Below are 13,675 nucleotides of genomic sequence, written 5' to 3'. Positions count from 1 at the left end.
GAGTCTCTCCTTCCTTATCCGATTCGTTCTTTACGGCCGAGGATGCCCTGCGGGCGCACGAGCAGCACCACGATGAGCACCACCAGCGCCGCGGCGTACTTCAAGTCCGGCGGGATGAAGAGGGTCGAGAGTTCGACGAACAGACCCACCACGAGGGAGCCCACCAGGGCGCCGTAGGCGGAGCCGAGACCACCGAGGGTGACGGCAGCGAACATGAGCAGCAGCACCTGGAAGCCCATGTCCCACGACACCTGGCGGTAGAGCGCGAGCATGACGCCGGCGAGGGCGGCGAGGGCGCCCGACAGCACCCAGACGATGCGGATGATGCGATCGACGTCGATTCCGGAGGCGGCGGCGAGCGAGGGGTTGTCGGAGACGGCCCTCGTGGCCTTGCCGATGCGGGTGCGGGTGAGGAAGAGGCCGACCAGCACCAGCACGACGACCGAGATGACCATGCTGATGATCGAGCCCGTCGTGATGCGCACGGGGCCGAGCACCACCGCATCCGACAACCCGACGTTCATGGTCTTCGTCTTGCCGTCGATGAAGAAGAGGTAGAGGTAGCGCAGGGCGATGGCGAGGCCGATCGACACGATCATCGCCTGCACGAGCTTCACCCCCTTGCGCCTCAGGGGTTTCCAGAGCAACCAGTCGTTGAGGTAGCCGAAGACGCCGCCGAGGATGAGCGCCACCAGCATCGCGATGAAGATGTTGACGCCGAGGAGCACGGCCGTGACCCAGGCGACGATGGCGCCGAAGGTCACCATCTCGCCGTGGGCGAAGTTGTTGAGACCGGTGGTGCCGAAGATGAGGGTGATGCCGATGGCGGCGAGGGCGATGAGCAGGCCGAAGTTGAGGCCGGCCGCGAGTCGCTGCAGGAACTGCTCGAAGAAGCCCGTGGTCGTGCGGGTGTCGACGCCGAGCGGGAAGGAGCGGGTGATCGTGTTCGTCTGCCACTCGTCGGCACCCACCGTCGCCGAGCTGCGGTCGGGGTCGCGGAGCTCGACGCCGTCGGGGAGCGAGTCGACGTTCAGGGTGACCGTGTACTCGCCTTTCTCGGGCACGACGACCGCCCAGCGGCCGGAGTCGTCGCTCGTCGCGGTCTCGGAGAAACCGCCGCCCTCGACGGTCACCTCGGCGCCCTCGACGACGTTGTCGCCGTCGCGCAGGATGCCGTTGATGGTGAGCGTGTTGGTGAAGTCGCTCGTGGGGGTCGGTGACGGTGCGGGGGCCGTCGACGCGGGGACTGTCGACGCGGACGCCGAGAGGGCACCCGATCCGATGACGAATCCGAGGGTCAGTGCTATCACCGCCAGCAACAGCGTGGCGAGACGGACACGTGGTCCGAGACGGATTCCTGTGATCAAGACAGCACCTCCTGGAGGAAGGTCGCCGGGGGTGGTGGCGGTCCTTCGGCGTCTACGGTCGAGCGACCTTGCCCGACCATACAGCCGATTTGTGTCCACTGTGTTTCGGGTGGCCACCTATCGGCGTCCGTCATTTCTACACGGAATAGTGGCCCGTCGCTAACCGTTACCATGGGAACAGTTGCGCGCGCGTGGAGGAGATTGATGGACCAGGCGGATCCGTTCGGCTTTGTCGGACTGACTTATGACGACGTGATGCTCCTTCCGGGGCACACCGACGTGATCCCGAGCGAGGCCGACACGACCTCCCGGCTGACCAAGAACATCACGGTCGCCACTCCTCTTCTCTCCGCGGCGATGGACACCGTCACTGAGTCGCGCATGGCCGTGGCCATGGCCCGCCAGGGCGGCATCGGCGTGCTGCATCGCAACCTCTCCATCGCCGACCAGGCCGAGCAGGTCGACCGTGTGAAGCGCAGCGAGTCGGGGATGGTCACCGACCCCGTCACCACCACGCCCGAGGCCACGGTCGCCGAGGTCGACGCGCTCTGCGGCATCTACCGCGTCAGCGGGCTCCCGGTGGTCGACGGCAGCGGGGTGCTCGTCGGCATCGTCACGAACCGCGACATGCGCTTCGTCTCCCCGTTCGAGAAGTCGACGACGCTCGTGCGCGACGTCATGACGAAGATGCCCCTCATCACCGCTCGGGTGGGTGTCGACCCGGATGATGCGGTGGCCATCTTCGCCCAGCACAAGATCGAGAAGCTCCCCATCGTCGACGACGCGGGCCGGCTCTCCGGTCTCATCACGGTCAAGGACTTCGACAAGAGCGAGAAGTACCCGAACGCCACGAAGGATGCTGCGGGCCGCCTGCGCGTCGGTGCCGCCATCGGCTTCTTCGGCGACGCGTGGCAGCGGGCCACCAACCTGCTCGAAGCCGGTGTCGACGTCATCGTCGTCGACACCGCCAACGGCGACAGCGCCGGGGTGCTCGAGATCATCAAGCGGCTGAAGTCCGACCCGGCGTTCGCCGCGGTCGACGTGATCGGCGGCAACGTGGCCACCCGCTCGGGCGCCCAGGCCCTCGTCGACGCCGGAGCCGACGCCATCAAGGTCGGGGTCGGCCCCGGGTCGATCTGCACCACGCGCGTCGTCGCCGGTGTCGGTGTGCCCCAGGTCACCGCGGTGTACGAGGCCTCCCTCGCTGCGCGCGAGTCGGGTGTGCCCGTCATCGCCGACGGCGGACTGCAGTACTCCGGCGACATCGCGAAGGCGCTCGTCGCCGGCGCCGACACCGTCATGCTCGGATCCCTCCTCGCCGGCTGCGACGAGAGCCCCGGCGACCTCGTGTTCGTGAACGGCAAGCAGTTCAAGAACTACCGCGGCATGGGCTCGCTCGGCGCGCTGCAGACCCGCGGCGAGAAGACCTCGTACTCGAAAGACCGCTACTTCCAGAGCGACGTGCCCACCGACGACAAGCTCATCGCCGAAGGCATCGAGGGGCAGGTGCCCTACCGCGGCCCGCTCGCGAACGTGGCGTACCAGCTGGCCGGGGGCCTGCGGCAGTCGATGTTCTACGTCGGTGCACGCACGATCCCTGAGCTGAAGCAGAAGGGGCGCTTCGTGCGCATCACCGCTGCGGGGCTGAAGGAGTCGCACCCGCACGACGTGCAGATGGTCGTGGAGGCGCCGAACTACCGGCGCTGAGGTGCGGGGGCGTTCGGAATCGCAAACCCCGCGGTGACCGGCGCGCCTATGGCGTCGGTAGCGGCGAGGTGTGCGATTTCGAACGGCGTCGGTGCTCGCTAGGTGCCGGCGACGGGGGCGGCCAGGCCGAGGAAGGCGATGATGTGGTGGCCGCCCGGGTTGGTCTGGACGGGGTCGAGTTGCCAGTTGTTCGTGACCCAGACGTTGCCCGAGGGGTCGACGACGGTGCCCGTGCTGCGCTCCAGGCCGTCGAAGGAGAAGCCGGTGTCGTCGGGGGAGAGCGGGTCGCCCGTCTTGCTGCCCGGCGGACAGGTCGAGGGGTCGAAACCGCAGAAGGCGACGAGCCGCCGGCCTGAGAACTCCGCGACCCAGACGTTGCCGTCGCCGTCGGTCGTGATGCCCCACGGGGTCGTGACTCCGCCGCCCTGGAACGGGCCGGTGAGGGTGCCGGTCGCGGCGTCGATGTACGATACCGAGCCCGTGGCGGCCGGGCCGACCTCCGGTCGATCGGGGCAGGGGAGGGTGATGGCGCCTGAGTTCGCGATCCACACGTTGCCCTCGGCGTCGCTCGCGATGCCCATCGGGCGGTCGAGGCCGGCGCCCGTCAGAGGGGAGCCGGCGACCGGGGTGCCGTCGCGGCCGAGCACGGCGACCGAGCTGCTGGCGGTGCCGGTGGCGAAGATGTTCGTGCCGTTGTCTACGAGCCCGAAGGCCTGATCGAGACCGAGCCCGCCGATCACCCGCGCCTGGTCGGGATCGCGGTCAGGATAGACGGTGAGCGTGCTCGTGTTGCAGTTCGCGAACCACAGCGAGCCCTCGTCGTCAATGATCGTGCCCTGCGGCCAGCTGAGCTCGCCCTCCGTGATGCCGGTGTCGCCGGTGAGAGGGGTTCCGTCGGCCCGGAAGAGCGAGACGCTGTTGTGCGGGGGCTGTTCGTCGTCGGGGCAGCCGGGTGCGGGAGCGGCGAAGCCGTAGTTGCTCACCCACACGTCGCCGGTCTCGGGGTCGATCACCACGCCGAAGCCCGATCCGCTCAGCCCGCCGCCTTGATAGGGCGAGCCGTCGACGAACTGCCCGGTGGGTGAGAACTCGAACAGCTCGTCGCTCGCGCACACGGCTGTCTTCGGGTCGGAGCCGTACTCGTAGTTGTTGTTGACCCAGATGTTGCCGTCGGCGTCGACGGCGAAGTTGCCGGGGCCGTCGAGCGACTGGCCGTCACCGTCGAAGCGGAGCGCGAGCGTCCACGCATCCGGAGCCGTGGCCAGCCCGGGCTGCGAAGGGAGGGCCCCGCGCCGGGCGAGGTCGAACAGGTCGACGACGGAGGAGCCCGGGTGCTTCGCGATCTCGGCGAAGGCCTGCAGGGTGTCGCCGGGGCGCTCGCCGCCCTCGGGAGTCGAGGCGATCAGCAGGTCGGCGCACGCGCCGTCGTCGGCGACGCACGCGGCGAGCATGCTCACGAGCGACTGGAACGCGGGGAGGGTCGAGGTCTCGGATCCGTTCGGGCTGCTCGAGATGACCTCGGCGAGCTCGCCGGTGGCCGGGTCGACGAGGTTGCCGGCCATGCCCGCCGAGTTGACCACGCCGGGCGCGACCCCGCTGATGCCGTCGGAGCCCACGAACTGCGCCATCGCGAAGCCGGTGGCGACCGTGGTGCGCTCGTTCACGGCTAGGCCGTGGGGCGTGCTCGAACCCGCCGCCGAGGCTGCAGAGCGGCCGGGCGTGCTGATCGCCGAAGACTCGCGGGGGTGGGCGATGACGCTCGCGAGCACTGCCTTCCTCGCTTCGCCGAGCGGAGTCGCGACGACGTAGACGACGGCGTCGTCAGGGAATCCGGATGCTTCGGTGACGTCGAGCGGAATGGAGAACGACCCCTCGGCCCCGGTCTCGGCCGAGCCCAGCTCGCGCACAGCGCGATCGGCGTCACCCGACTCATAGGCAACGACCCGCCACGCGCTCGCCTGCGGCTCGGCCGCCAGCGGGATGACGGTGCCCGAGAGCGTCACCGCCGAGCCCTGGTCGCCCGTGGTGCACGCCGTCAGCCCGGCTGCAACGACAGCCAGTGCGGCCATCATGGCCGCGCCGTGTGCCACCAGATTCCTCGAACCCGCCGCAGCCGCCATCGCGCACCCCCACTCCGCCCCGATTCTAGTGTCGGGCAGTCACGCTCCGGGAGGTGCGAGCCGGGTGCTCGGCAGACCCCTGTGCGTGCGAGAACCCTGCGCTCAGGAGGCGACCCCCGACGTGACGAAGGCCGTGACCAGGGGTGCGAACCACAGCGCGAGGGTGAACGCGTCGATGCCGAGAGCCACGATCGGCAGTGCCCGCGAGCCCGGGCCCGAGCGCAGGGCTCGGACGGCGCTGAGCACGCTGATGGTGACGAGCGCCACGATGGCGCACACCTCGGCCAGCATGACCAGGGCGGCCGGGCCGAAGGTGATCGAGGCACGCGGATCGCCCGCCGGAACGACGAACCCGAGGAGCGCGATGGCCGTGGCGAGCACGGGGGCGGCGACCGCGGCGATCACGGCGGTGAAGGCCTGTCGGTGGGTTGGTGCGGGCGCGGAGATGTGGGCATCGGAGGTGAGCATGCTCGAGGTTACGGCGGGGATGCCGGCCGGAGGGATGAGTAGTCGGTGCTCACTCGCGCTCGGCGCACGCTCGGCGCGGGACGCCTCTGGGGTCAGGCGAGGCGGGTGGGGTGGAGGTGGGAGTCGAGCCAGGAGAACGCGGCGGCGTGGTAGAGGTGGCGGGCACCGACCTCGCAGTGCTGGTCGGCGGACTGGGCGGCGGTGAAGAGCAGGATCTGCTTCTCGCAGGTGAGTGCATCGTAGAGCTCGGGCGCCGAGGCGCCGATGTCGTCGCCCTCGGCGTGCACCACCAAGGTGGGGCAGGTGATCCGCTCGGCGTAGCCCCTCAGGGTGAACGAGCGGGCGATGCGGAAGAACTCCATCGCGTCGGGCACGTCATGGGCATAGAGGTTGCGGCGCAGCGCCCAGCCACCTGTCGGGCTCTTCTCGAGGCGATCCACCATCGCCTCGACGAGGGATCGGGCCGCATCGTTGCCGTCGGGTATCTGCCCGCGCACCGGCTTCGGAACCCGCGCCACCGCCGTGTCGAAGAGGTCGAACGCCCCGGAGTCGGCGATGCACGCCGCCACCCGGTGCTCGCCGCTCGCGGCCCGCGGCGCGAGGTAGCCGCCGAGACTCAGCCCGATGAGGGCGACGCGGGCCGGGTCGACGTCGTCGCGCCCGAGCAGCCAGTCGATGACGGGGGTAACGACGTTCTCGTAGTCGGGCCGGAGGGGAAGCCCCTGCTCCACCAGCACCGAACCCTGCCCGGGCCCGTCGAAGGCGAGCACGTTGTAGCCGCGGTCGAGAGCGGCCCGCGCGTTCCAGAAGTAGAGCTCCTCTGTGGTGCCGTCATAGCCGTCGATGAGCACGACCGTCGCCCGCCTCGCCCGTGCATCCGGAGCATCCGATGCCACCGCGCTGAAGAAGTAGCCCGGCAGCGTGGTGCCCTCGTACGGGATCGACACGACCTCGACGGGGATGTCGAAATGCGTGATCGCGCGCCGGAACGCTTCCCGCTGCCGCGCGATGCTCGCCGGCAGGCGCGGGTCGACGGGCCGGGCGAGGAACACCGAACCGGCCGTGCGGAAATACGTTGTGGCGCGCAGGAAGGCCAGCCGCGCCGTCTCGCGCTCGCCCCGCGACTCGGCGGTCACCCCGACCGCGTAGGCGGCCTCGGCCGCGCCGTTCCACTCCGCGTGCCAGCTGTCGAAGTCGGTGCCCTTCACCCGTCTGGCGATGGCGACGGTCTCGAATACCTCGGCGCCGCCGAACGATGCGGTGGAGGCGGCGCGCAGCGTCTGCGCATCCAGCAGGTCGTCTTTGACGGCGAATCCGCTCATGGCGTCAGCGTAACGGCGGCCGGTGCCCCGGAGCGAGGCCCCGATAGGATGAGGCGTGATGGAAATTGAAATCGGCCGTGCCAAGCGGGGGCGCCGCGTCTACTCCTTCGACGACATCGCGATCGTGCCCTCCCGCCGCACGCGCGATCCGCAAGACGTCTCGGTGAGCTGGGGCATCGACGCCTACCACTTCGACATCCCGGTGCTCGGCGCCCCGATGGACTCCGTCGTCTCGCCGCAGACCGCCATCATGATCGGCCAGCTCGGCGGCGTGGGCGTGCTCGACCTCGAGGGCGTCTGGACGAGGTACGACGACCCCGAGCCGCTCCTCGCCGAGATCCGCGAGCTGCCCGAGGGGCGTGCCACCGAGCGGATGCAGCAGATCTACTCCGAGCCCATCAAGCCCGAGCTGGTCACCGCGCGGCTCGCCGAGATCCGCGCATCCGGTGTCACCGTCGCCGGCGCGCTCTCGCCGCAGAACACGCAGGAGCTCTACGAGACCGTGGTCGCCGCCGGCGTCGACCTGTTCGTCATCCGCGGCACCACCGTGTCGGCCGAGCACGTGTCGAAGAACGTCGAGCCGCTGAACCTCAAGAAGTTCATCTACGAACTCGACGTGCCCGTCATCGTCGGCGGCGCTGCCACCTACACCGCGGCCCTGCACCTCATGCGCACCGGCGCCGCGGGCGTGCTCGTGGGCTTCGGTGGCGGCGCGGCATCGACCACGCGAGCCACCCTCGGCATCCACGCCCCGATGGCCACCGCGGTGGCCGACGTCGCCGGCGCCCGCCGCGACTACATGGACGAGTCGGGTGGCCGCTACGTGCACGTCATCGCCGACGGGGGCCTCGGCACCTCCGGCGACATCGTGAAGGCGATCTCGGTCGGCGCCGACGCCGTCATGCTCGGCACGGCCCTGGCACGGGCGACGGATGCTCCGGGTGGCGGTTGGCACTGGGGCCCCGAGGCCCACCACTCGCAGCTGCCGCGCGGCAACCGGGTGCACGTGGGAAGCGTGGCGCCGCTCGAGCAGATCCTCTACGGCCCCTCGCCCGTGGCCGACGGCACGGCCAACCTCATCGGGGCCCTGCGCCGATCGATGGCGACGACGGGCTACTCCGACCTCAAGGAGTTCCAGCGGGTCGAAGTGGTGGTCGCCCCCTACCGACTCGACTGACCTCCTACTACCGTGGTGTGCAGAAGGAGCCAGCTCCTGGCTGCTCTGCGTCGAAGGAGAGTCACATGGCCACGCACACCTCGGTATCGCACTCCACGAAGATCGGTCCCGAGGAACGCAGCAAGGCCATCGAGACCCTGAAGGAGAAGGAACTCGACATCCTCGTCGTCGGTGGCGGCATCGTCGGCACCGGCGCCGCGCTCGACGCGGTGACCCGCGGTCTCCGGGTGGGGATGGTCGAGGCGCGCGACTGGGCGTCGGGCACCTCGAGCCGGTCGTCGAAACTCGTGCACGGCGGCATCCGGTACCTCGAGCAGCTCGACTTCAGGCTGGTGCGCGAGGCGCTCATCGAACGAGGCCTGCTGCTGCAGCGCATCGCCCCGCACCTCGTGAAGCCCGTGCGCTTCCTCTACCCGCTCAACAAGCGGGTGGTGGAGCGGGCCTACATCGGTGCCGGGATGCTGCTCTACGACATCTTCAGCTACTCCGGCGGGCGGCCTCCCGGTGTTCCGCATCACCGTCATCTCTCCCGTCGTCAGGTGCAGCAGCTCATCCCGAGCCTGTCGAAGAACGCCCTGGTCGGCGGCATCACCTACTACGACGCGCAGGTCGACGACGCCCGCTACGTGGCGAGCCTCGCGCGCACGGCCTCCTCGTACGGGGCCCACGTGGCGAGCCGAGTGAAGGTGGAGGGCTTCCTCAAGGTGGGCGAGCGGGTGGTGGGCGTGAAGGCTCACGACCTCGAGACCGGCGAGCGGTTCGAGATCCGCGCCAAGCAGGTCGTGAACGCCACGGGCGTGTGGACGGACGAGACCCAGGCGATGGTGGGGGAGCGCGGACAGTTCAAGGTGCGCGCCTCGAAGGGAGTTCACCTCGTGGTGCCCCGCGACCGGTTCCAGGGCAAGTCGGGGTTGCTGCTGCGCACCGAGAAGAGCGTGCTCTTCGTCATTCCGTGGGGCCGGCACTGGCTCATCGGCACCACCGACACCGACTGGCACCTCGACAAGGCGCACCCGGCCGCGACGGCCGCCGACATCGACTACATCCTCGAGCACGTGAACAAGGTGCTCGCCGTACCGCTCACCCGCGAAGATGTCGAGGGCGTGTACGCGGGCCTGCGGCCACTGCTCGCCGGTGAGAGCGACCAGACCTCGAAGCTCTCGCGCGAGCACCTCGTGGCGCACTCGGTGCCCGGGCTCGTCGTGATCGCGGGCGGCAAATGGACGACCTACCGCGTCATGGCGAAGGATGCGATCGACGCCGCCGTGTCGGCTCTCGACGGCCGCATCTCGCCCTCGGTCACGCAGGACATCGCGCTGCTCGGTGCCGAGGGGTACCAGGCGGCCTGGAACAAGCGGCACAAGATCGCGCGCAAGTTCGGCGTGCACCCGGTGCGCATCGAGCACCTGCTGAACCGCTACGGCACGCTCACCGACGAGCTGCTCGACCTCATCAAGGCCGACCCGTCGCTCGCCGACCCGCTGCCCGGTGCCGACGACTACATCGGCGCCGAGGTGGTCTACGCGGCCTCGCACGAGAGCGCGCTGCACCTCGACGACGTGCTGGCGCGCCGCACCCGCATCTCGATCGAGGCGTGGGACCGCGGGGTCTCCGCGGCGCCGGTCGCCGCGCGTCTCATGGCCGGGGTGCTGGGGTGGGACGAGGAGACCGTCGACCGGGAGGTCGAGGTGTACCTCGAGCGGGTCGCCGCGGAACGTGCGAGCCAGGAGCAGCCCGACGACGAGTCGGCCGAGCGCATCCGCCTCGAGGCCCCCGACATCGTCGACGCCGACTGACGCTCCTCCTGCACACCGTGCCTGCTGGTGCGCGTTCTCCACAGCTGAGGGCGAACACCGGCAGGGCCGTGCTGCCCCTCGCGTAAACTGGTCTCACCGCCGTTCGAGTATCCGTGCGGTGATTCCTGAGGAGACAGCAATGGTCGACGTTCGGCGAGTGAAGCTTCCCGGCGTGGGGGTGCTGCACACCTTCATCACCTCAGACGGGGGCAAGGTGGGCGTGATCGCCCACCGCTCGGGTCACAGCGACCTCATCACCTTCGCCGACGACGAAGACGGGCCCAACAACACGAAGGTCTCGCTCCGCCTCTCCGACGACGAGGCGCACACCCTCGCCGAGCTCCTCGGCGGCACGCAGATCACCGAGTCGCTCTCGGCGCTCGACCAGATCCCCGGCCTGTCCATCGACTGGTTCACCGTCGACTACGAAGACCACATCGCCGGCCAGCCCCTCGGCTCGCCCGCCGAGCGCGGCATCGCGGGGCTCACCGTGGTGGCCGTCGTGCGAGGCGACTCCACCAACCCCGCTCCCGCCTCCGACTTCAAGGTCTTCCCGGGCGACACCCTCGTCGTGGCCGGCTCGCCCGAGAAGGTGGCGAAGGCGTTCAACTTCTTCCGCACCGGGGAGATCAAGAAGCCTGTGGTCGTCGACGGTTCGCCCGGCAGCTAGGGGCACGCGCGTATGCACCTCGGCCCCGACCTCCTCATCCTCGGAGTCCTGTTCGTCATCGCCTACGTGCTGGGTCGCCTCGGCAAGTCGATCGGCCTCCCGGCCATCCCCATCTACATGGTGGTCGGGCTCCTCGCGAGCCCGTACTTCGCGTGGTTCCCGCTCGAGTTCGCCCATGGCGAGTACATCGAGCTGATCGCGGTCTTCGGGCTCATCCTGCTGCTGTTCAATCTGGGGCTCGAGTTCGATCAAGACGAGTTCTTCTCCAACGCGGGAAAGCTGCTCATCTCGGGCGGCTCCTACATCCTCATCAACATGGTGGTGGGCTTCGGCTTCGGCTTCCTGGTGGGGTGGGGAACGCGCGAGGCGCTCGTCATCGCCGGCATCACGGCGACCTCCTCGAGCGCCATCGTCACAAAACTGCTGATCGAACTCAACCGCCTCGCCAACCGCGAGACTCCGATGATCCTCGGCGTGACCGTCGTCGAAGACGTCTTCATCGCCATCTACCTGGCGATCGTGTCGGTGGTGCTCTCGGGCGAGACCGAGATCTGGCTGGTGGTCGGCAAGCTCGGCATCTCCTTCGTCTTCCTGGTGGTGATGTTCTCGGTGGCGCGCTGGGGCGGCAAGGTCGTGTCGAGACTGTTCCGCACCAAAGACGACGAGCTGTTCACCATCCTGTTCTTCGGCCTGGCCATCATGTTCGGCGGCCTCGGCGAGATCCTCGGCGTGACGGATGCGATCGGTGCGTTCCTCATCGGCCTGGTTCTCGGGGCGACCCGCTACCGCAACAAGATCGAGCACATCGCCATACCGTTGCGTGACGTGTTCGGCGCCTTCTTCTTCCTCAACTTCGGTCTCGGGCTCGACCCCACAGCGTTCCCCGCCGTCATCGTGCCGGTCGTGCTGGCGGTGGTCATGACGATGACCCTCAACGCCATCGGCGGCCAGTTCGTGGCGTGGCTGAACGGCTTCGGGCCGCAAGCCGGCATCAACACGGCGGCCATCCTGCAGAACCGGGGGGAGTTCGCACTCATCCTGGCGACGCTCGCGCTCGCCGCGGGGCTCGACGAGCGCATCCAGCCCTTCGCGGGTCTGTACGTGCTCATCATGGCCATCATCGGGCCCATCCTCGCGGTCAACTCCGAACGCATCGGCAGCTTCGTGCTGGGCACCGAGCGCAAGGCGCGGGCGAAGGCGGCAGCGTCTGCGGCGTCGGGCGCCGCGGGCGCAGCCGGTGCCGAGGCCGCAGCCGCAGCCGTGGCCGCCGGCGCCGCCGGGGGCGGCAAGACGCAGCGCAACCTCGAGGCCGACGAGGCCATCGCGCTCATGGAGGCGGCGACCGCTGGGCCGGCCGGGCGAGTGGTCGCCGGCGATGGCGATGGCGATGGCGACGACGACGATCTCAGCGTCGGCCGCTCCGGCGACCGCGTCGCAGCAGCCGACGACGACGAGATCGCCCCCGACGTCTATGGCGACTACGACGACTACGACGCCGACCGCGGCAGCGACCCCGAGGCCGTCGTGCCTGCGGGCGGTGTCGCGGCACCCGAGCGCGAGGGCGCCGAGCGGGATCGTCTCATCGAGCAGGCGATGCTGCAGTCGGACGAGCACGATCCGCGATCCCGAGCGAGAGACGACGAGTATTGAGCATTACCTCCGCACCCCCGGCCTCCCTCGCCTCCGTGATGCGGCGACCCCGCTGGATCGCCACGCTCGTGCTCGCCCTCGCGATCGCCGGCGGCTTCGCAGCCCTCGGTCAGTGGCAGCTCGAGCGTGCCGTGTCGAGCGGTGAGGTGACCAACGGGCAGTCGGAGACCATCAAGCCGCTCGAGACGGTGGCCGAGCCGCAGACACCCGTGGTCGAGACGCAGGCCGCCCAGCGCGTGGAGGTGAAGGGCGCGCTCGTGCCGAGCGGCTTCGACGTCATCTCCGGCCGCCTCAACGACGGCGTCTCCGGGTATTGGGTGATCGGGCAGCTGAAGGTCGAGCAGCCCGCCGACACCTACCTCGCCGTCGCCCTCGGCTGGACGCCGGAGCTCGAGACCGCTCGCGCCACCGCGCTGGAGCTCGGGGGCCGCGCCACCGCCGTCTCGGGCGACCTCACGGGTCGCTACCTGCCGACCGAGGGCCCGGTCGTCTCCGACGCGCAGCGGGGGAGTGGGGCCGACCCGGCGGGTGACTCCACCTTCGAGGCGCTCGACACCACCATGTCGATCGCCGCGCTCATCAATCGCTGGCCCGAGTTCGACGAGGCCGCCGAGGTGTACGGGGGCTACCTCGTGCTCGACGAGGCTCCCGCGGGCCTCGACGCCATCGTGTCGCCAGAGCCCGACCGCTCGGTGCAGGTGAACTGGCTGAACATCTTCTACGCCGCCGAGTGGGTCGTGTTCGCGGGCTTTGCGATCTACCTCTGGTACCGCCTCGTGCGAGACGCCTGGGAGCGCGAGAACGAGGAGGCTCTCGAGGCGGCTGAAGCCGCGGCGGGGGGCGCCGCCGAGGCCCCAGGTGCCGACGACCGTCCAGCCGGGCGACGGTAGGCTTGACCCATGGCTCTCGCCCCGAAACCGAAAGACTTCCCGCGCATCCGGGGTGCCCTGAAGTTCTACCAGGTCGCCTCCGTCATCACCGGTGTGATGCTGTTGCTTCTCTGCGTCGAGATGCTGCTGAAGTACACCCCTCTCGCCGTCGAGCTCGAGCTCGGCGGCCCGCGCGGCTTCCTCGCCTTCGTTCCCGAGGGCACCGTGGTGGCGGTGAACCTCAGCACCGGCATCCTCATCGCCCACGGCTGGTTCTACGTGGTCTACCTGTTCTCCGACTTCCGGCTGTGGAGCCTCATGCGCTGGCCGTTCTGGAAGTTCGTGCTCATCGCCCTCGGCGGCATCGTCCCCTTCCTGTCCTTCTTCCTCGAGGCCCGCATCGCCCGCGAGGTGAAGGGCTACCTCGCCTCGCGCGAGGCCGAGCTCGCCGACCCCGCCGACCCCCGACCCGTGGAGGCCTCCCATTAGCGCAGCAGACACCCCCGACCACGAGGAGCTCACCCGCCCG

General features: G+C 69.5%; 11 protein-coding genes. 7 read left to right on the top strand and 4 right to left on the bottom strand.

What is annotated here, in order from left to right; all coding sequences use genetic code 11:
- Positions 1–14: 14 nt before the first annotated feature.
- Positions 15–1,367 (bottom strand): branched-chain amino acid ABC transporter permease, encoded by a 1,353-nt coding sequence (locus ABFY20_RS16290; protein WP_368497279.1) that lies wholly within the window; start codon positions 1,365–1,367, stop codon positions 15–17.
- 204 nt (positions 1,368–1,571) lie between these two features.
- Here ABFY20_RS16290 and guaB point away from each other — a divergent pair, with 204 nt between their 5' ends.
- Positions 1,572–3,074: an IMP dehydrogenase gene (guaB, locus tag ABFY20_RS16285; protein ID WP_368497278.1), complete on the top strand. Its 1,503-nt coding sequence runs from the start codon at positions 1,572–1,574 to the stop codon at positions 3,072–3,074.
- 98 nt (positions 3,075–3,172) lie between these two features.
- On the opposite strand, the gene ABFY20_RS16280 is transcribed toward guaB, so the two are convergent.
- The 3 genes from ABFY20_RS16280 to ABFY20_RS16270 all read right to left on the bottom strand — a co-directional run bounded on the left by ABFY20_RS16280 (position 3,173) and on the right by ABFY20_RS16270 (position 6,984).
- Positions 3,173–5,164 carry a hypothetical protein gene (locus tag ABFY20_RS16280; protein WP_368497277.1) on the bottom strand — a complete coding sequence of 664 codons (1,992 nt, stop codon included), beginning with the start codon at positions 5,162–5,164 and terminating at the stop codon, positions 3,173–3,175.
- Between the two features lie 132 nt (positions 5,165–5,296).
- Positions 5,297–5,662, bottom strand: coding sequence for a hypothetical protein (locus ABFY20_RS16275; protein ID WP_368497276.1), 366 nt, complete (start codon positions 5,660–5,662; stop codon positions 5,297–5,299).
- Between the two features lie 92 nt (positions 5,663–5,754).
- Positions 5,755–6,984 carry an alpha/beta hydrolase family protein gene (locus ABFY20_RS16270; RefSeq protein ID WP_368497275.1) on the bottom strand — a complete coding sequence of 410 codons (1,230 nt, stop codon included), beginning with the start codon at positions 6,982–6,984 and terminating at the stop codon, positions 5,755–5,757.
- 58 nt (positions 6,985–7,042) lie between these two features.
- On the opposite strand from ABFY20_RS16270, the gene ABFY20_RS16265 reads away from it, so the two are divergent.
- The 6 genes from ABFY20_RS16265 (at position 7,043) to ABFY20_RS16240 (ending at position 13,635) form a co-directional block, all read left to right on the top strand.
- Positions 7,043–8,161 (top strand): GuaB3 family IMP dehydrogenase-related protein, encoded by a 1,119-nt coding sequence (locus ABFY20_RS16265; protein WP_368497274.1) that lies wholly within the window; start codon positions 7,043–7,045, stop codon positions 8,159–8,161.
- Between the two features lie 65 nt (positions 8,162–8,226).
- Complete coding sequence (locus ABFY20_RS16260) at positions 8,227–9,957, top strand: glycerol-3-phosphate dehydrogenase/oxidase (protein WP_368497273.1); 1,731 nt, start codon at positions 8,227–8,229, stop codon at positions 9,955–9,957.
- A gap of 139 nt (positions 9,958–10,096) precedes the next feature.
- Complete coding sequence (locus tag ABFY20_RS16255) at positions 10,097–10,627, top strand: cation:proton antiporter regulatory subunit (RefSeq protein WP_171703668.1); 531 nt, start codon at positions 10,097–10,099, stop codon at positions 10,625–10,627.
- 12 nt (positions 10,628–10,639) lie between these two features.
- On the top strand, positions 10,640–12,277 hold the full coding sequence (locus ABFY20_RS16250) for a cation:proton antiporter (RefSeq protein ID WP_368497272.1): 1,638 nt from the start codon (positions 10,640–10,642) through the stop codon (positions 12,275–12,277).
- Positions 12,274–13,167: an SURF1 family protein gene (locus ABFY20_RS16245; protein ID WP_368497271.1), complete on the top strand. Its 894-nt coding sequence runs from the start codon at positions 12,274–12,276 to the stop codon at positions 13,165–13,167. Before ABFY20_RS16250 ends, ABFY20_RS16245 begins: the two co-directional genes overlap by 4 nt.
- Before the next feature lie 9 nt (positions 13,168–13,176).
- Complete coding sequence (locus ABFY20_RS16240; protein ID WP_368497270.1) at positions 13,177–13,635, top strand: DUF3817 domain-containing protein; 459 nt, start codon at positions 13,177–13,179, stop codon at positions 13,633–13,635.
- The last annotated feature ends 40 nt before the right edge of the window (positions 13,636–13,675 follow it).

The organism is Herbiconiux sp. A18JL235, from assembly GCF_040939305.1.
Lineage (GTDB): Bacteria > Actinomycetota > Actinomycetes > Actinomycetales > Microbacteriaceae > Herbiconiux.
Note: the sequence above shows the minus strand (reverse complement) of the source record. Positions and strands in the feature narration are given on the sequence as shown.